This window comes from Maribacter aquivivus, from assembly GCF_900142175.1.
GTDB classification, from domain to species: domain Bacteria; phylum Bacteroidota; class Bacteroidia; order Flavobacteriales; family Flavobacteriaceae; genus Maribacter; species Maribacter aquivivus.
The window spans coordinates 1869070-1887150 of record NZ_FQZX01000001.1 but is presented as its reverse complement, the minus strand read 5'-3'; the positions used below and the strand labels follow the sequence as shown (position 1 = coordinate 1887150).

The window sequence follows — 18081 nt, the reverse complement described above, 5'->3', positions numbered from 1 at the left end:
TTTAATAAAATATGGCGGAGCAACTTTTTTACTAACGTGTATTGTAAATCTATTTATTCAAGACTTTTTTACAGAACCTCAAAATTTTGCAATCATTATCGGGTCGATAATTTTAGTATACGCAGCATCGATATATTTATATAAACTGATAATTACTAAACATAGACTACCATTATATAGAAATCTTTTATTTTGGCTAAGTGCTGGGATTTTGTTTTTTTACATATGCTATCCAATAACCATGTATATCTTATCTTTTAATTACGACTTTTTCACTATCCATAACTTATCAAAACACCATTACATATCTATAGGTATATTTTACGCTTGCATAATCACAGGTCTTATCTTCATGAAAAGGCTCAGAATAGCAAACGAAGTAATTAAATAGGACAAGCTAATCACAAAAAAAAACCAACAAAAAAAGCCTTCCCAATTAAAGGAAGGCTCTAAATTTTTACTTTAAAGCTAAATTATAGTGCAGCTACGTGCTTAGCTAACTTACTCTTTAAGTTGGCAGCTTTATTATCATGTATAATATTACGTTTTGCTAAACGATCGATCATACTAACGACACTTGGAAAAAGAGCCTCTGCATCTTTCTTAGTTTCTTCTGAACGTAATCTTTTTATAGCGTTACGTGTAGTTTTATGCTGATATCTGTTTCGTAAACGAACTGCTTCGTTTCTTCTGATTCTCTTTAATGCCGACTTGTGATTTGCCATTTTATAATTTATTATAATTTCTTCGGATTCTCATCCATTCAATTTTTGTAGTCCGTAGGGGAATCGAACCCCTGTTACCAGGATGAAAACCTGGCGTCCTAACCCCTAGACGAACGGACCATTATGTCAATACTTGGAAATACATCCAACGGTTTATTAGTAGTCCGTAGGGGAATCGAACCCCTGTTACCAGGATGAAAACCTGGCGTCCTAACCCCTAGACGAACGGACCATACTTTGCGCAATTGCGGATGCAAAAATACAAATATTTTTTACTAACACAACACCTACTTATTATTTTTTAAAAAAATTAATAAGCTTTAGCAAATAACACTCTTTTATTAGACGGTTTACCCGTTACCATACAAGAGCCTTCTTCTTCTTTTGCATCGATGGGAATACAACGTATAGTTGCCTTCGTCTCGTTTTTAACACGTTCTTCAGTCTCTTTACTACCGTCCCAATGAGCTGAAATAAATCCACCTTTTTCTTTTAAAACTTTTTTAAATTCATCGTAAGAATTTACTTCAGTAATATGATTAGTTCTATAATCAAGTGCTTTTTGGTACATATTTTTCTGAATATCTTCCATCAAAAACTCAATTTTAGCCACTACGTCTGTTGCCAAAACAGTCTCTTTTTGCAACGTATCTCTTCTAGCCAACTCATATGTACCATTTTCAAGGTCTCTTGGCCCAATTGCCAACCTTACCGGGACTCCACGTAACTCATACTCATTAAATTTAAAACCAGGCTTGTGAGTATCTCTATTATCGAATTTTACAGAAATACCTTTTGCTCTTAATTCTTTCACTAGCGGATTAACGGTCTCAGAAATTTGATCTAACTGATCCAATCCTTTATAAATTGGCACAATAACAACTTGTATAGGCGCTAATTTAGGCGGAATCACCAATCCGTTATCATCACTATGCGTCATAATCAACGCCCCCATCAATCTTGTTGAAACTCCCCAAGAAGTAGCCCAAACATATTCTTTACTACCTTCTTTGGTTGCAAATTTTACATCAAAAGCTTTTGCGAAATTCTGACCCAAAAAGTGAGAAGTACCAGCTTGCAAAGCCTTACCATCTTGCATTAATGCTTCAATACAGTACGTTTCAATAGCACCTGCAAAACGTTCGCTTTCTGTTTTAGTACCTTTTATGACAGGTACCGCCATATGGTTTTCTGCAAAATCGGCATAAACATTCATCATTTGTTCCGCCTCTGCAATTGCTTCTTTTTCGGTAGCATGTGCCGTATGGCCTTCTTGCCATAAAAACTCTGCCGTTCTTAAGAACAATCTTGTACGCATTTCCCAACGAACAACATTCGCCCATTGATTAATAAGCAATGGTAGATCTCTATAAGACTGTATCCATCTTTTATACGTATCCCAAATTATGGTTTCAGAAGTGGGCCTAACAATAAGCTCCTCCTCTAGTTTAGCATCTGGATCAACGATTATTCCGCTTCCATCTTCTGCGTTTTTCAACCTGTAATGTGTTACTACAGCACATTCTTTTGCAAAACCTTCAACATGGCTAGCCTCTTTACTTAAATAAGATTTAGGTATAAATAATGGAAAATAGGCATTCTCATGACCCGTTTCCTTAAACATCTTATCTAAAGCGGCTTGCATTTTCTCCCAAATACCGTAACCATATGGTTTTATAACCATGCAGCCTCTTACACCAGAGTTTTCGGCTAAATCTGCCTTAACCACTAATTCGTTATACCATTTGGAATAATCCTCACTTCTCTTCGTCAAATTTTTACTCATTATCTGGACTTTGGCACAAATTTTGTGAATATTAGTATATAATAATTGAGTAAAACTAGTTATTTTTAATATGTTCAACAATATAATTTTGATCCGATGATATATTCTATACCCCACAACAAACTTCGAAACATAACAATGTTGGTAACCTTGGCTGTTATTACAGCTTCTTGTGGTTCATACCAACAATCATCTTACTACGATAATGACGGCATTTATTCTGATGATGCCCCAACAACGGTAGAAAGAAGACCTGAACAAAGAAATTACACACAGAATAATCCTGAATCGGATACTTATACGAACTATTTTGGTGAAAAAGCAGATCAATATGGCGAAATATTAGATGAAGAAATTTTTACAGATGTAGATTCTTACTCTAGTAATGATTTAAACCAAGACGTGCCAGAAGATCAATTAACAGATTATTATGCCACTGCAAATGACTATGAAGGTTATGGTAGCTGGGGAAGTAATAATGCTGACGTAAGCATTTACATTCATAATAACGGGTGGAATAACTGGAACAATGGTGGTCTCTATGGATGGGGTTGGAACAATATTGGTTATGCAGGATTTTACGGTGCTGGCTGGGGTCAGCCTTGGGGTTGGAACAGATGGAACAACTGGGGTTATGGCGGATTTGGATTTGGTTGGAACAACTGGGGATATGGATGGAACAGACCTTTCTACGGTAATAATTTTGGTTATGCATATGGTTACGGTTATGGCAACAGATATTACAGTCGTAACAATAGATTCTCTAATAGAAGTTATGCATTAAACAATTCTAGAAGAGGAAACTACACAAGACAAACTTCTAATAATAGTGGACTTTCTTCCACAGCGGCAAGAGGTCGATCAAATGTAAATACCAGAGGTAATTCTTCTAGATATAGAACTACAACCGGTAGAGCAACCACAGCTAGAAGTTCTGCAAACACACGTAGTTCAAGAACGTATTCAGGTAATTCTACTGCAAGAAGAACGGTAGGTGTTGACCAAAATAGAGCCTACAGAACAAGTAGAAGCACTAGAGCAACACCAAGATACAACAGTAGTTCTTCTAGAAACTATAGCAGCAGATACAGCACTAGCCCTAGAACATCAAGTTCTAGCAGCGCAAGATCAAGCAGCAGAGTTGCCGTACCTAGAACTTCAACCTATAGAAATTCTGGTACTAGCTCAAGAAGTTATTCTTCAGGCAGAAGTTCTGGTAGCAGCTCTAGAAGCAGTAACTACAATTCTGGAAGAAGCAGTTCTAGAAGTAGCAATTACAGCTCAGGCAGAAGTAGTTCTAGCGGCAGTTCTTACAGAAGCTCAGGTAGCAGCTCTAGAAGTTCAAGCAGTGGATCTTCTTCTAGATCTTCTGGCTCATCTAGAAGCAGTAGCAGCAGAAGAAACTAAAATCAAACATTTATCACCTTTGAATTATTGATATGAAAAGATATTTAACTTTCGTAGTACTAATGGCATGTGCCGTTAGTAATGCACAGAACATAAATGAGGCTTTACGTTACGGTACTGAAAACCTACAAGGTACTGCTCGCTTTCAATCTATGGGCGGAGCATTTGGTGCCTTAGGTGGAGATTTATCATCTCTAAATATTAATCCCGCAGGATCAGCTGTTTTCAATAACAGTCTTTTTACAATCAGTGGATCTAATTATCACACCAATAATGATGCTCGTTATTTTGGTGATGCATTGATTACTAAAAACAATAACATTCAACTAAATCAAATTGGTGGTGCATTTGTTTTTAAAAATACAGATTCTAATTCTGATTGGAAAAAATTCACTTTAGCTTTCAATTATGATTTGGTGAATAATTTCGATAATGAATATTATGTTTCTGGAAGTGCAACAGAAGGTATCGATACGTATTTTTTAGAATATGCAGTCGGTACACCTTTTGGTTCTATTCTTTTACAAGAGGGCGAATTTTTAGAAGAAGCTTATCTTGATATTGGTTCAGCACAAGGATTTAGAGATCAACAAACCTTCCTAGGTTATTATGGTGGAATTCTTGACCCAGAAACCGAAAATGACGGCAACACCAATTACATCAGTAATTCTCTTTATGATTTTGTTGATCAAGATTTTTTAAGAAGAACCACCGGCTACAACAGTAAGTTTACTGTAAATGTTGCTTCTCAATATAAAGATAATCTTTACGTGGGTGCTTCATTAAACTTTCATAGCGTACTATACACTCAGCTTGATCAATTTACTGAAGATGGATACGAACCTAATTCAGAAATACGAAGAACAACATTTGATAATTATTTAGAAACTGAAGGTAATGGCTTCTCTTTTACCTTAGGAGCTATTGCTAAACTAAATGAAAGTGTACGTTTAGGCGGTAGCTACCAATCCCCTACCTGGTATCGTTTAGAGGATAATACATCTCAACGTATTAATTCAGATTTAGCGGATGATGAAATAAATTTTATCAATTTTAATGTGGTAAATTTATTCGAAAAATACACTGTAAAGACTCCTGGCAAAGTAACCGGTAGTTTAGCTGTAATTTTCGCAAAAGACGGATTATTAAGTTTTGATTACGGATATCAAGATTTCTCTCAATCGGAATTACGCCCTACCAACGATCCAAGTTTTCAAACAGTAAACTCTCAAATTGCAAGTGATTTAGGTGCTGTTTCTACATTTAGACTTGGTGGTGAATATAGAATTCAACAAGTAAGCCTTAGAGCTGGATATCGTTTTGAACAGAGTCCGTATGCAAACGGTAATACGATTGGTGACTTAAATGCGGTTTCTGGTGGTATAGGCTACAATTTTGGAGGTAGTAAATTAGATTTTGCACTTAGCCGCTCTCAACAAGATGTTAGTGAAAGACTTTTTAATGCCGGTATTACAACACCTGCTATAATTGATAGAGGTATTATGAATGCAACATTGAGTTATACGATCAATTTCTAAAGGATATAAAATTTAATCATAAAAAAAAGGGAGCAAATTGCTCCCCTTTTTTTATCTCTTTAATGAGAAATGTGTCTTTCGAGTTTTCGCTACAAGTAGTCCATCTTCCATATCGCTATATTCAAAACGGAACCAATAATCGGTGGAAGACATTTGCTGTCCGTTGTAATTTCCATCCCAGCTATCATTCGCCCCTAGTTGTTTTAGTAACTTACCGTATCTATCAAAAATAAGTACCACAGGGTTATTTAAAGTTTCTATTCCCTCAACATTCCAATCATCATTAATACCATCACCATTTGGCGTAAAGAATTTTGGATAACCAACCACTAAAAATTCTATAGCATCAGTAATTCCGCATCCATTCTTGTCATTAATAACAACCGTATTTACACCCGGAGGCACATTCATAAAAATAGAACTATCTTGAAATACGCCATCATTTATAGCATACTCATAATCTCCATCACCCTCCACAAAAAATTCAATATTATTTTGATCAGGATCAATTGAAAGATTAGTATCTAAAGTTTCTACACGGTCTAAAATAGGCGTTCCAAAAAAGGTTACCAATACACCACTATCATCACTAACTGTTGGCGGCGTTCCGGTTATTGTTGTAATCGAAGCAAAATAGCGACCAGTATTAGGGCTTGTAATAATTAGTTCAGCTCCAAAATCACCAGAACCAGTTAGCGTATCATCTACTACGCCATCATCTTCATAATCTACCGTCCACTCTACGTTGGCAATATCTGCACCCGCAGGTGAATTCAATGCACTAATAGTTATTGGGTCATCACCCTCACAGGCAATGATATCCAATCCTAAAAACTCATCTCTTAATGTACAGTCTAAAGCGGTATCTTGACTATCACTAACAGAACTACCCGTAAATGTTAACATAAAAGGCTCAGGATCTCCAGTAAAATTATCTGCAAAATTATTTATCAATATGTAATAAATCTCACCAGGTATAACATCTAAATACTCATCATATGTATTCTGACTACCCGTTAAAGATGCACGACCTTCTTCACCGCTTTCAGGGTTAACCCCTAGCCCCGTAAAATTAGTATCGTTTACCTCATAGTTGCAACGAATAGGTTGTGCTGTACCATTACTAATATCGGCACAATCAACATCTGGTCCATATACGGCAAAATCCCACTCGGCAGTTGGTGTAGAGCCTGAAGTCGCCAAAGCTTCAATATCAAAACCAACCTGACCACCCGTGCCCGCTCTAAAAACGAACCAAGAAGTATTAAACTCAATATTTGCGGAAGAAAGACTACCTTTTTCTAAACACCCAGTTTGAAGTATTACTTCTGGGTCAAAATCATCAACATCCCCAGTTCCACCGGCAATACCCATAATAGGCTGATCGGCACAAACTGGTATAGCCGTTCTACAATCGGCTGAATTCTGTGCAGTTACGTTCCAATAAAAAAGAAACAAACAACATATAGAACAAAGAAGTGTTCTCATAAAAGCGTAGCTTATTAGTATACATGATGTATATTATAACTACACATGACATGCTTTAGTATTTTACATCGAAGATTCTTGCGTTTAATCGATAAAATGCACTGATTATGCCTAAACAACAGAGTTAACGCTTTAAAGTGAAATGATTATTAATGTAAGATGCGTTTGTACTTTCTCCTAAAGAATTGGTATAAGTAAGTTTGAACCAGTAGTCTGACTCTGGCAGCAAGGCTCCATTAAAAGAACCGGTCCAGCCAGCTGAATTTTCGAATATTTGATACAGTAATTTACCATATCTATCATAGATAGTGATAACAGGGTTATCTAAAGCCGACAACCCGTCTACTTTCCAAGTATCATTTACGTTATCTCCATTAGGAGTAAAAAACTTTGGAAAACCGACCACTACGATATCTCTAGAATCAGAACCGCACCCATTTACATCACTAACTGTGATTGTATGCTCACCAGGGAATAAGTTATTGAAAACTCCACTATTTTGCGGTGTCTCATTATCCACTTGAAACTCAAAATCCCCATCTTCTTCTAAATAAACGTTTACAACATTAGAAGCATCATCTTCGTATTCTATAGTAATATCTGAAATTACAGGCGGACTAGAAAAAACAACGGTAACAGAACGTACTGTAATACACTGAATCAAACCTTCTTTGTTCGTTACCGATAATGTATAAACACCAGGCTCAGCAACAGTAATTAAAGAAGAGGTTTGACCCGAACTCCATTCATACGTAAAATCATTGTCTGGAATACGCTGCCCAATAGTTACAATTGGCTCATCACCACATATAAACACTTCTGTTTCAAAATCTAAAACAGGCAATTCAATTCCGTTTACCTCAAAAGTTTCAGATGCATCAAAACACATAGAGTTTTCTATAGAAGTAGTTCTTACATATATAGTTTGGGCTACTTTCGTAGGTATAAATTCTTTTGAAAGCGCATTGGCACCATCAAAAGCATCTTCAAAACTTTCGTGATAAGATATCCTAAAATCTAGCGGACTTTGAGCACCTAATGCCTCTACATCTTTTTCATTAAAATCTATAGCAGTACCGTCTAAACAAGCAGTTTCATCTTCTAAAGAAAATGTTTCCGGAGAAGGTGCATAAGCCACTTGGGTTTCGCTTGTTATAGGATTACCTGAGTTTCGCACTATAATAACACGATACATACCAGAAACGGCAATAGAGAGTTCTGGGTCACTTTCACCAGGTATCCGTTGGTAACCTGCTCCAGCATCTAATTCCCATTGATAAGTTTTAGCATCTGCAGTAGTTGCGTCCAAAACCACAGTTTGGTCATCACATGCAATAACCGGGGCACCTAATAAATTATCTATGATATCACAATCTAAAGCACTATATGGAAACTCAACAAATATGCTACCTGAAAACTGAATAGAGAATCCCGAATTATTGTTCCTGAAGTTATTAATCATCAAGAGGTATTCTTCTCCCGGTTCAACATCTAACCAATCATCATACTGTATATTATCTATTCCTGTAGGGTCCTCTCCCACTCCTATAAAACTACTATCATCAGAATTATCGAAGTAATTACAACGAACTGGATCACCTAAAGTACTGCAGTCGTTCGTTCTATATAAAGCAAAATCCCAATCTTCGTCAGTATCAAATCCGATATTAAAACCTAATTGACCTACTTCACCAATCTTAAATTTGTACCAAGCTGAATTTGTTTCGATAGTACCACTACCCTGATTTATACAACCAGAAATAGAAGCCCCGTTGAAATCGTCAATGCCATAACCATTGGCACCACCATTTACAGGGGTATTATAGCAAATAGGAACCGCATTGGCGCAATCTGCCGACACCTGTGCAAAACTAGTGAAGATGCTAAAAAAGCAAATTAATAAAATGGATATACCATACTTGATCATAGAGCCCTTCTCATTTGAAAAATTAAAATTAACTAGACCTTAACGTTATGGCTAATTTATGTTGTGTAATGCCCGCAATTAGTTATAAAGTGGCACATATTGTATATCTTTGCAGCTTCTAAAAGATAGATAAAATGAAAATTGAGGATACACTGGAAAATCAATTTGATGAATTAGGAAACGATCATATTTCTACATCAGAGGATACTCCTTTACGTTCAGATGCCTTTGATTTGGATGATGCCGAAAAGATTGAACGCATTCGCGAAAATGTACGTGAAATTATGCTAACCTTAGGTTTAGATTTAACCGATGATAGCTTAAAAGGAACTCCTAACCGAGTTGCTAAAATGTATGTAAACGAAATATTCGGTGGCTTAAGCCCTGCTAAAAAACCTAAAGCTTCTACTTTTGACAACAAGTACAAGTATGGTGAAATGTTGGTTGAAAAGAACATTACTCTTTACTCCACCTGCGAACATCACTTTCTACCAATAGTTGGTCGTGCCCACGTTGCTTATATTTCTAATGGTACCGTTGTTGGTCTTTCTAAGATGAACCGTATTGTTGATTATTATGCTAAACGCCCACAAGTTCAAGAGCGTTTAAATATTCAAATTGTAAGAGAATTACAAAAAGCTTTAGGTACTGAAGATGTTGCTTGTGTTATTGATGCAAAACACCTTTGTGTAAATTCTAGAGGAATTCGTGATATTGACAGCAGCACTGTAACAGCAGAGTATGGCGGTAAATTTAAAGAAGAATTGGTACGCCGCGAGTTCTTAAATTACCTTAACCTAGATACCCATTTTTAATAGCATATAGCTTCATGCAATTGTACGAAAACCAAGAAATTAAAGTATACAATTCCTTATCAGGAAAAAAAGAAGTTTTCAAGCCCATAAACGAAGGCCACATAGGCATGTATGTTTGTGGACCAACAGTGTATAGTAATGTACATTTAGGAAACTGTAGAACTTTCATGTCTTTTGATATGATTTTCAGATACTTTAGACACCTAGGTTACAAAGTACGTTATGTTCGTAATATTACAGATGCCGGTCACTTAGTTGATGATGCGGAAGATGGCGAAGATAAAATTGCTAAAAAAGCACGATTAGAAAAGCTAGAACCTATGGAGGTTGTACAGCGCTATACTTTAGATTTCCATAATATTTTAGAGAAATTCAATTTTCTACCTCCTAGCATTGAACCCACAGCTACAGGACATATTATAGAGCAGATTGAAATTATTAAGGATATTCTTGAAAAAGGATTTGCTTATGAAACCAATGGTTCAGTTTATTTCGATGTAGCTAAATTCAACCAAGAGCATGAGTACGGTAAACTAAGTGGCCGTAAGCTTGAAGACATGATTGCTAACACCCGTGATCTTGCTGCCCAAGATGACAAGCATAATCCGCAAGATTTTGCTCTTTGGAAAAAAGCAGAACCACAACATATTATGAGATGGCCTTCGCCATGGGGCGACGGATTCCCAGGATGGCATTTAGAATGTACAGCCATGAGTACAAAATACTTAGGTGAAACATTCGATATTCACGGAGGTGGAATGGATTTAAAATTCCCGCACCACGAATGTGAAATTGCACAGGCTGAAGCTTGTAATGGCAAAAGTCCTGTAAACTATTGGTTACATGCCAATATGCTGACCTTGAACGGAAGAAAAATGGCTAAATCTACCGGAAACAGTATTTTACCTGGTGAAATATTTTCTGGTGAAAACGAGATTCTTAGCAAACCCTTCTCCCCTTCTATGGTGCGTTTCTTTATGATGCAAGCACATTATACGAGCATTTTAGATATAAGTAATGATGCTTTACTAGCATCTGAAAAAGGATTCAATAAATTGATGGAGGCTATCAATTCACTTAAATCTTTAAATACCGGTAAGACTACCGATTTTGATGTTGCATCTTGGAAAACATCTTGCTATGCAGCCATGAACGATGATTTTAATTCGCCGATCTTAATTGCAAAACTGTTTGATGCCGTTAAGCACATCAACCTTATCAAAGAAGGTATTGAATCTATTACTGAAGAAGATAAACTTGAATTGGAGAACACCATACACGGTTTCGTTTTTGATGTTTTAGGCTTAGAGAACAAAAGTAGTTCTGATGCCGATACCGAAAAACTAGGTGGTGTTGTAGAATTATTGATTGAATTACGTAAATCAGCGAGAGAGAATAAAGATTTTGCCACATCTGATCAAATACGTGATCAATTAGCAGCACTAGGTATTCAATTAAAAGACGGTAAAGAAGGTACTACGTATAGCCTTTAGGTTTAATCTAAAAATCTAGATTTTTGAATTTTAGACTGGTATTCACCAGGAGCTACCTGTTGCCTTGTTTTAAAAACCCTATTAAAGTAGGATCTGCTTTCAAATCCGCAGTCTAGATATACATCTTTTATGCTTCGCTTAGGATCTTGCAGTAAACCAACTGCTAATTTTATACGTTCGTTATTTATAAACTCAACAGGAGAGATACCCAGCTCTAGTTTAAAAGTTCTATAAAAATGTGACGGACTCATACAAGCTATCTTACTAAGCGCATCTACAGTTAATGACTTATGCACATTATCCCTAATGTAACGTATAACTTCTGTTAGCCTACTTTCTTTTTTAATAGACAAAGTAGCATTACTATAAATTTTTCGCTCATTAGTCTGTAAAATTCTAATAATAAGTTCACGCAACATATTATCTACAAACAAATCCTTAGATGGGTGCTCTTCAGAAAACAAGAACAAAAGCCGTTGTATAATTTGAAATATACCTCTGTCATTTACGAAATGAAAATTGTAATCCATTAACCCCCATGCATCCTTATTGCTTTTAGGCATGTTTTCGTTCATGAATTGCAATACTTTATTTATTTTATCTTCAGATATAGCCATTGCCAAACATCTAGTCGGGTTCTTTGCCATCGCTTCAGGAAAATCTATACACATACCCTCATTGGCCGGTAAAACCAAAGATTCACCTGGCAAAAAATCAAAAGATTCATAATCGCGTAAGTGCATAATCTTCTTTCCTTGAATCATACTCGCCAAAACAGGTTGTTCAAATTTCAAAAGAACACTAGCTGCTTGCTCATGAGTTTCAAAAACATGCATTGCGGCGTTATTCATCGTATAAGAGGTTTGGTTTTCAACCATAGTCTCTAAACGTCTCCCTTTTAAGAAATTATCAGCTAAACGAATCACACTTATATTGATTTAATTTTAAGGAATTTACAAAAAAATATACTTAAAAAAATCATAATATCATTAAATGATATAATAGTTCACACTATTCGTAGAATGCGTCAGATGAATTGAATAGCTGAGAAGTACATTTAGAATATCGTATTGGCAAACCTAAAACGATTAGACTTCTATTATTAACTTAAATCATATATTATGAGCACAACAGCAACTGTAGAAAAAGACGTACTTCAAAAACCTAAATTCAAAAACCAATATGAAAACTTCATTGGTGGAAAATGGGTTGCGCCTAGTAAAGGAGAGTATTTTGACAATATCTCACCAGTAGACGGTAAGTCTTTCACAAAAATACCTAGATCAACAGCGGAAGATATAGAAAAGGCTATAGATGCCTCGTGGGAAGCTGCTAAATCATGGAATGCATCTTCGGCAACCGAAAGAAGTAATATGCTTTTAAAAATTGCCGATAGAATAGAGCAAAACATTGAGGTATTGGCCAGAGCTGAAACTTGGGACAACGGTAAAGCAATTCGCGAAACCAGAGCTGCAGATTTACCTTTGGCAGTAGATCACTTTAGATATTTTGCAGGAGTCATTAGAGCAGAAGAAGGATCAGTCAGTGAGTTAGATTCTAATACAGTTGCTTTGAACGTCACCGAACCATTAGGTGTCGTTGGTCAAATAATACCATGGAACTTCCCATTATTAATGGCTACTTGGAAATTGGCACCAGCATTGGCAGCCGGTAACTGTGTGGTACTTAAGCCTGCTGAACAAACCCCTGTTGCAATTCTAATATTAATGGAAATCATTGAAGGTATTCTACCAGATGGTGTTCTTAATGTGGTTAACGGATTTGGTGCAGAAGCAGGCAAACCATTGGCATCTAGTCCAAGAATAGACAAAATTGCCTTTACGGGAGAAACTACAACCGGACAATTAATTATGCAGTATGCATCTAAAAATATTACTCCCGTTACATTAGAACTTGGCGGTAAATCTCCGAATGTATTCTTTGAAAGCATTATGGATGCGGATGACGATTTCTTTGACAAGTGTTTGGAGGGTGCTAATATGTTTGCACTAAACCAAGGTGAAGTTTGTACTTGTCCGTCACGTATGCTAGTTCAAGAAAGTATTTATGATAAGTTTATAGAACGTGTAATTGAACGCACCAAGGCAATTAAAATGGGGCACCCTTTAGACCCTAACACCATGATGGGCGCACAAGCTTCTAACGACCAATTTGAAAAAATTCTTAACTACATAGAAATAGGTAAAGAAGAAGGCTGTGAAGTACTTACTGGTGGCGAGCAAGCATATAATGAAGGTTTAGAAGGTGGCTACTATGTTCAGCCCACTATTCTAAAAGGAAATAATAAGATGCGTGTTTTCCAAGAAGAAATATTTGGACCTGTACTTTGCGTAACTACTTTTAAAGATGAGGCTGAAGCTATAGAAATTGCTAATGATACCTTGTACGGTTTAGGTGCTGGCGTTTGGACAAGAGACACACACCAAGCATATCAAATTTCAAGAGCTATTAAAGCAGGTAGAGTTTGGGTAAATTGCTATCACCTATACCCCGCACATGCTCCATTTGGCGGATACAAAAAATCAGGTATTGGTAGAGAAAACCATAAAATGATGTTGGCACATTACCGTCAAACCAAAAATATGCTTATCTCTTACGATAAGAAAAAAATGGGATTCTTTTAATAACATAGATTATATGAAAACTAAACGAGTAATAGTAACCGAAAAAGCAGCTGCGGTAATTACAGCACTTAAAGAGAAACATGGCGAACTTATGTTTCACCAAAGTGGTGGTTGTTGCGATGGCTCTGCGCCAATGTGCTTTGAAAAAGGTGAATTAATGCTCGATGACAATGACGTTTACCTAGGCAGTATTGAAGGTTGTGACTTTCACATGTCTAGAGACCAATTTGAATACTGGAAACACACTCAACTCACCCTTGATGTTACGCCAGGCATAGGTTCAAGTTTTTCATTAGAAATACCCATGGGAATTCGATTCTTAATCAAATCTAGGTTGTATTCTGAAGAAGAAGCTGAACATCTAGAACCCATAAGAATAGGTATCTAAAAGTAATGAGTAATAAATACAAGTCCTGATGTTTTTCATCGGGACTTGTTATTTACAAAGGTTACTAGTTTTGTAGTAAATTTGTATAATCAATTTATCACCGTGAAAATTTCATTAAAAAAAATTCTGATTGCCCCATTTATATTTCTAGTTCGTTTTTACCAACTGGCGATATCTCCCTATACACCTGCAACCTGTAGATACTCCCCTACATGTTCTCAATACACCTTAGAAGCATTAAAAAAGCACGGCTTGTTTAAAGGAGGCTGGATGGCAACCAAACGAATTTTTAGCTGCAACCCTTGGGGTGGAAAAGGATACGATCCTGTTCCCTAAACAAATTTTAAGTTCAAGTTCAAAACTCAATTTCAAATACTAGGATAATTAAGTAAAGAATCATGATATAGTCACTCGACACCTTTGTTTATTTTAAACTTTACATTTCTATTCCCTTTCAATTTTTTCTCAATTCTCAATTCACATCTATTTTTCCCTTCTGAACTCCTTCTTTTAGCTAATAACAAAACCGATTTCCACAATCTAAGACCTAGGTAGATTTCTATTTTATTATCTTAGCCTTTCAAAATTCAACACATGCATTTCTTAGGAATTACTTGGAATCCGAATGAGACTCTTTTCAACATTGGATTCATACAAATAAAGTACTACAATCTTCTTTGGATCACCGCCTTTGCTTTAGGTTGGTTTATAATGAAAAAGATATTCCTTAACGAGAAAAAATCTGTAGAGCAACTAGACTCCCTATTCATTTACACGGTTTTAAGCACCATGCTAGGTGCAAGATTAGGTCATGTATTTTTTTATGATTGGGCATACTACTCTAATCACCTTGTAGAAATATTAATTCCTGTTCGCGAAAGTGCTTCTGGCAGTCTATTATTTGGTTTAATAGACGGCTATGAATTTACAGGATTTGCCGGTTTAGCTAGTCACGGTGCTACAATTGGTATTATCATAGGTACTTATTTATACACTAGAAAATTCCCTGAATTTAAAATGCTCTGGATATTTGACAGAATGGTCATACCTGTTGCTATTGGTTGTTTTTGTGTACGATTAGGCAACTTTTTCAATTCTGAAATTAATGGGAAAATAGTAGATGAGAATTTCATATTCGCTACTAAATTTATTCGTGACTCAGACGACTTACACCCATCAAAAGCATTAGGCATTACCCAAGAAAAAACTTTGAATGCAGCATATGCTGCAATTGAGAATAATCCGCAATTTTCTCAATATCTTGCTGAGATACCGTACCGTCATCCAGCACAATTATACGAAGGTATAGGCTACCTTTTAATATTCGTTCTACTATACTTCCTTTACTGGAAAACTGATAAAAAGAATAAACCAGGTTACTTATTTGGATTGTTTTTTGTGTTATTATGGACCGTTCGTTTCTTAGTTGAATTCGTAAAGAAAAGCCAAGGCGGATTCGAAGAATCTTTAGGGCTACTTTCAACCGGTCAATGGTTGAGTATTCCTTTTATTTTAATTGGACTATACTTTATGTTCAAAAAAACTAAAACTGCATAATATTGAAGACAATACATAAGAGTTCAGTTATTTTAATGGTTATAGCACTGCTACTTTTTTCTTGTAAAACAGAGTCAAAAAAAACTATAGCCACGCAAAGTATAGATTTTACTCATGAAGGAGACTTATCTATCTTTTTAAATTCAAGTGACACCTTAAAAACCAAATTCAATATTGAGTTTGCAGAAACTGATTACGAGACCCAAACCGGACTTATGTACCGAAAGGGTATGGATAGTAATCAAGGGATGTTATTTATTTTCCCTGATGAGAGAGTGCATTCTTTTTACATGAAGAATACAGAGTTTCCCTTAGATATTATTTACATAAAAGAAGATTTAAGAATTGCTAGTTTTCAAGAAAATGCACAACCACTTAATGAGTCTGGGTTAACATCTCAAGTTCCTATTAAATATGTTCTTGAAATCAATGGGGGTTTAGCACAAGAATTAGGATTATCTATTGGTGACAGCATTAGCTTTAGCAGAAAATAGAGACTTGCCTTTTCTTATTTTATAGCAACATAATGCCAGCACACATATTATTCAATGAAAAATCTGAACGCTTACTTTTCAAAGAAGTACAGCCATCAGATTTTGAAAACTGGCTACCTTTTCATGAAGAACCTTTAAGTAGTCAATTCTGGTCAGGATTACCAAAAGACCCAAAAGAAGCCTGCCAACAACAATTCGACAGAATATTCGAGCGCTACAATAACAACTTGGGCGGTATGAATGCATTGTACATAAAAGGCACTAATACTTTAGTGGGTTTATGCGGTCTATTAGTTCAAGAAGTAGATGGTAAAAAAGAATTAGAAATAGGGTATTCTATACTACCAAAGTACTGGCGACAAGGTTTTGCGTTTGAAGCAGCCCAAAAATGTAAGCAAGTAGCTTTTACAAAGGAATGGGCAACCAGTTTAATATCCATCATACAAGTTGACAATATTCCTTCGCAAAAAACAGCATTAAAAAATGGTATGTTTTTAGATTTTACAACCACTTACCACAACAATACAGTTCATATTTTTAGAATAAATGCATTATGAAACATTGGGTAATTTACTTAGACAACAATTCTGATAAAAAAGGCTTCTTAAAGGATTTTGAAAAAGGAAAAATACCACAAGAACTTCAAGAGTTTGACAATAAAATTGGAAGATTATTTTCTCCTTTCACATTAGAAAAATTAATTGATAAGGAAGATAAGCACGATAAAAAAATTATCAGTACTGAGCATCAAGCGTTAGAAACTATGTCTAGTGGAGAGCAAAAAAGAGCGCTACTTCATTACTTACTGAACAAAAAACCAGATTATATTATTCTAGATAATCCTTTTGATAATTTAGATATCGCCTTTCAAGAAGAATTAAAAACGATACTTAAAGATCACTCAAAACATATTTCATTTATTCAGTTAGCAAGTCGCAAGTCAGACACGCTATCGTTCATAAATTATTACGGAAGATTGGATAAAAGTATGTTCTCCATCACAGAGAATACACCGTTAAATGATAACGAAATCGATAGTGCTTTTAATGCAGTTGGTATTCCGCAATCTATCACAAAATTCTCAAATATTGAATCTCCACTAATCCATTTTAAAAACGTCAGCATATCCTACGGAAGTAAAAAAATATTAAATGCTATTAACTGGACAGTAAAAAAGGGCGATTTTTGGCAATTATCGGGCGCCAACGGAAGCGGTAAATCAACTATGCTCTCCATGATATTTGGAGACAACCCTAAAGCATACGGTCAAGAAATTTATTTATTCAGGAACAAAAAAGGAAGCGGTGAGAGCGTTTGGGATATAAAACAGAAAATAGGCTATTACACCCCTGCAATGACACTTAAGTTCAATGGTAGACATTCTGTAGAGCATATGCTTATTTCTGGTTTAAATGATTCCGTAGGGCTTTATACCATCCCAACAGAGCTACAAAAGAGGATTGTTAAACAATGGCTACACATATTAAATATGTATCCTATTAAAAATACGTATTTCAATGCCCTTTCAACAGGTCAGCAACGATTGGTCATGACAGCGCGTGCCATGGTCAAAAGACCACCAATTCTAATTCTTGATGAGCCCACCGCAGGTATGGACGATGACGCTGCATCGCTTCTAGTTTCGCTAGTCAACAAATTTGCGAATGAAACAGAAACTGCAATAATATTCGTTTCTCATAGAAAAGAAAAAGGTCTAAAACCCGAACGAATTTTAGACCTTATACCCAGTAAAAATGGTTCATCAGGTATTATAAAATAACAGGAAACCTTAAGAAACAAAAAAGCCGTTCATTTCTG

At 35.8% G+C, this 18081-nt stretch carries 16 protein-coding genes and 2 tRNA genes; 11 read left to right on the top strand and 7 right to left on the bottom strand.

Going from position 1 to position 18081, the window contains the following annotated elements:
- Window positions 1-473: 473 nt before the first annotated feature.
- From rpsT to proS, 4 genes are all read right to left on the bottom strand, one after another.
- Complete coding sequence (rpsT, locus tag BUC31_RS08005) at window positions 474-725, bottom strand: 30S ribosomal protein S20 (protein ID WP_073242858.1); 252 nt, start codon at window positions 723-725, stop codon at window positions 474-476.
- Between the two features lie 48 nt (window positions 726-773).
- A tRNA-Glu gene (locus BUC31_RS08000) sits at window positions 774-845 on the bottom strand.
- Between the two features lie 40 nt (window positions 846-885).
- A tRNA-Glu gene (locus BUC31_RS07995) sits at window positions 886-957 on the bottom strand.
- Window positions 958-1035: 78 nt separating this feature from the next.
- Entirely contained in the window at window positions 1036-2511 is a 1476-nt protein-coding gene (gene proS, locus BUC31_RS07990; RefSeq protein ID WP_073242856.1) for a proline--tRNA ligase, read from the bottom strand.
- 138 nt (window positions 2512-2649) lie between these two features.
- On the opposite strand from proS, the gene BUC31_RS07985 reads away from it, so the two are divergent.
- The gene (locus BUC31_RS07985) at window positions 2650-3918 is read left to right on the top strand and encodes a hypothetical protein (RefSeq protein WP_170861935.1); all 1269 of its coding nucleotides are present in this window, start codon (window positions 2650-2652) and stop codon (window positions 3916-3918) included.
- A gap of 32 nt (window positions 3919-3950) precedes the next feature.
- On the top strand, window positions 3951-5456 hold the full coding sequence (locus BUC31_RS07980) for an OmpP1/FadL family transporter (protein ID WP_073242852.1): 1506 nt from the start codon (window positions 3951-3953) through the stop codon (window positions 5454-5456).
- A gap of 51 nt (window positions 5457-5507) precedes the next feature.
- Here BUC31_RS07980 and BUC31_RS07975 read toward each other — a convergent pair whose 3' ends face one another.
- Together BUC31_RS07975 and BUC31_RS07970 are read right to left on the bottom strand one after the other, a co-directional pair.
- Window positions 5508-6944 (bottom strand): T9SS type B sorting domain-containing protein, encoded by a 1437-nt coding sequence (locus BUC31_RS07975; RefSeq protein ID WP_073242850.1) that lies wholly within the window; start codon window positions 6942-6944, stop codon window positions 5508-5510.
- Window positions 6945-7068: 124 nt separating this feature from the next.
- A complete protein-coding gene (locus tag BUC31_RS07970) occupies window positions 7069-8871 on the bottom strand; it encodes a T9SS type B sorting domain-containing protein (RefSeq protein WP_073242848.1) in 1803 nt (600 codons plus the stop codon).
- 134 nt (window positions 8872-9005) lie between these two features.
- On the opposite strand from BUC31_RS07970, the gene folE reads away from it, so the two are divergent.
- The gene (gene folE / locus BUC31_RS07965) at window positions 9006-9686 is read left to right on the top strand and encodes a GTP cyclohydrolase I FolE (RefSeq protein WP_073242846.1); all 681 of its coding nucleotides are present in this window, start codon (window positions 9006-9008) and stop codon (window positions 9684-9686) included.
- A 14-nt stretch (window positions 9687-9700) separates the two neighbouring features.
- Window positions 9701-11179 carry a cysteine--tRNA ligase gene (gene cysS, locus BUC31_RS07960; RefSeq protein WP_073242844.1) on the top strand — a complete coding sequence of 493 codons (1479 nt, stop codon included), beginning with the start codon at window positions 9701-9703 and terminating at the stop codon, window positions 11177-11179.
- A gap of 2 nt (window positions 11180-11181) precedes the next feature.
- Here the strand turns inward: cysS and BUC31_RS07955 are convergent, their stop codons facing one another.
- A complete protein-coding gene (locus BUC31_RS07955; RefSeq protein WP_244534018.1) occupies window positions 11182-12105 on the bottom strand; it encodes an AraC family transcriptional regulator in 924 nt (307 codons plus the stop codon).
- Between the two features lie 195 nt (window positions 12106-12300).
- Here BUC31_RS07955 and exaC point away from each other — a divergent pair, with 195 nt between their 5' ends.
- The 7 genes from exaC (at window position 12301) to BUC31_RS07920 (ending at window position 18043) form a co-directional block, all read left to right on the top strand.
- Window positions 12301-13824: an acetaldehyde dehydrogenase ExaC gene (gene exaC / locus BUC31_RS07950; RefSeq protein ID WP_073242842.1), complete on the top strand. Its 1524-nt coding sequence runs from the start codon at window positions 12301-12303 to the stop codon at window positions 13822-13824.
- Window positions 13825-13837: 13 nt separating this feature from the next.
- Window positions 13838-14212 (top strand): DUF779 domain-containing protein, encoded by a 375-nt coding sequence (locus BUC31_RS07945; RefSeq protein WP_073242840.1) that lies wholly within the window; start codon window positions 13838-13840, stop codon window positions 14210-14212.
- A gap of 102 nt (window positions 14213-14314) precedes the next feature.
- Complete coding sequence (gene yidD, locus BUC31_RS07940; RefSeq protein ID WP_396627740.1) at window positions 14315-14548, top strand: membrane protein insertion efficiency factor YidD; 234 nt, start codon at window positions 14315-14317, stop codon at window positions 14546-14548.
- Between the two features lie 258 nt (window positions 14549-14806).
- The gene (gene lgt, locus BUC31_RS07935; protein ID WP_073242837.1) at window positions 14807-15769 is read left to right on the top strand and encodes a prolipoprotein diacylglyceryl transferase; all 963 of its coding nucleotides are present in this window, start codon (window positions 14807-14809) and stop codon (window positions 15767-15769) included.
- A 2-nt stretch (window positions 15770-15771) separates the two neighbouring features.
- A complete protein-coding gene (locus BUC31_RS07930) occupies window positions 15772-16263 on the top strand; it encodes a DUF192 domain-containing protein (RefSeq protein ID WP_317614949.1) in 492 nt (163 codons plus the stop codon).
- Between the two features lie 32 nt (window positions 16264-16295).
- On the top strand, window positions 16296-16820 hold the full coding sequence (locus BUC31_RS07925; protein WP_073242833.1) for a GNAT family N-acetyltransferase: 525 nt from the start codon (window positions 16296-16298) through the stop codon (window positions 16818-16820).
- Window positions 16817-18043 carry an ATP-binding cassette domain-containing protein gene (locus BUC31_RS07920; RefSeq protein WP_073242831.1) on the top strand — a complete coding sequence of 409 codons (1227 nt, stop codon included), beginning with the start codon at window positions 16817-16819 and terminating at the stop codon, window positions 18041-18043. The genes BUC31_RS07925 and BUC31_RS07920 overlap by 4 nt, the downstream gene beginning before the upstream one ends.
- The last annotated feature ends 38 nt before the right edge of the window (window positions 18044-18081 follow it).

Excerpts from the sequence above, each read along its gene's own strand:
- BUC31_RS07975 (WP_073242850.1), bottom strand. The coding sequence starts at position 6,944 with ATGAGAACACTTCTTTGTTCTATATGTTGTTTGTTTCTTTTTTATTGG.
- BUC31_RS07980 (WP_073242852.1), top strand. The coding sequence starts at position 3,951 with ATGAAAAGATATTTAACTTTCGTAGTACTAATGGCATGTGCCGTTAGT.
- BUC31_RS07985 (WP_170861935.1), top strand. The coding sequence starts at position 2,650 with ATGTTGGTAACCTTGGCTGTTATTACAGCTTCTTGTGGTTCATACCAA.
- BUC31_RS07945 (WP_073242840.1), top strand. The coding sequence starts at position 13,838 with ATGAAAACTAAACGAGTAATAGTAACCGAAAAAGCAGCTGCGGTAATT.
- cysS (WP_073242844.1), top strand. The coding sequence starts at position 9,701 with ATGCAATTGTACGAAAACCAAGAAATTAAAGTATACAATTCCTTATCA.
- BUC31_RS07925 (WP_073242833.1), top strand. The coding sequence starts at position 16,296 with ATGCCAGCACACATATTATTCAATGAAAAATCTGAACGCTTACTTTTC.
- folE (WP_073242846.1), top strand. The coding sequence starts at position 9,006 with ATGAAAATTGAGGATACACTGGAAAATCAATTTGATGAATTAGGAAAC.
- BUC31_RS07970 (WP_073242848.1), bottom strand. The coding sequence starts at position 8,871 with ATGATCAAGTATGGTATATCCATTTTATTAATTTGCTTTTTTAGCATC.
- proS (WP_073242856.1), bottom strand. The coding sequence starts at position 2,511 with ATGAGTAAAAATTTGACGAAGAGAAGTGAGGATTATTCCAAATGGTAT.
- lgt (WP_073242837.1), top strand. The coding sequence starts at position 14,807 with ATGCATTTCTTAGGAATTACTTGGAATCCGAATGAGACTCTTTTCAAC.
- rpsT (WP_073242858.1), bottom strand. The coding sequence starts at position 725 with ATGGCAAATCACAAGTCGGCATTAAAGAGAATCAGAAGAAACGAAGCA.
- BUC31_RS07920 (WP_073242831.1), top strand. The coding sequence starts at position 16,817 with ATGAAACATTGGGTAATTTACTTAGACAACAATTCTGATAAAAAAGGC.
- exaC (WP_073242842.1), top strand. The coding sequence starts at position 12,301 with ATGAGCACAACAGCAACTGTAGAAAAAGACGTACTTCAAAAACCTAAA.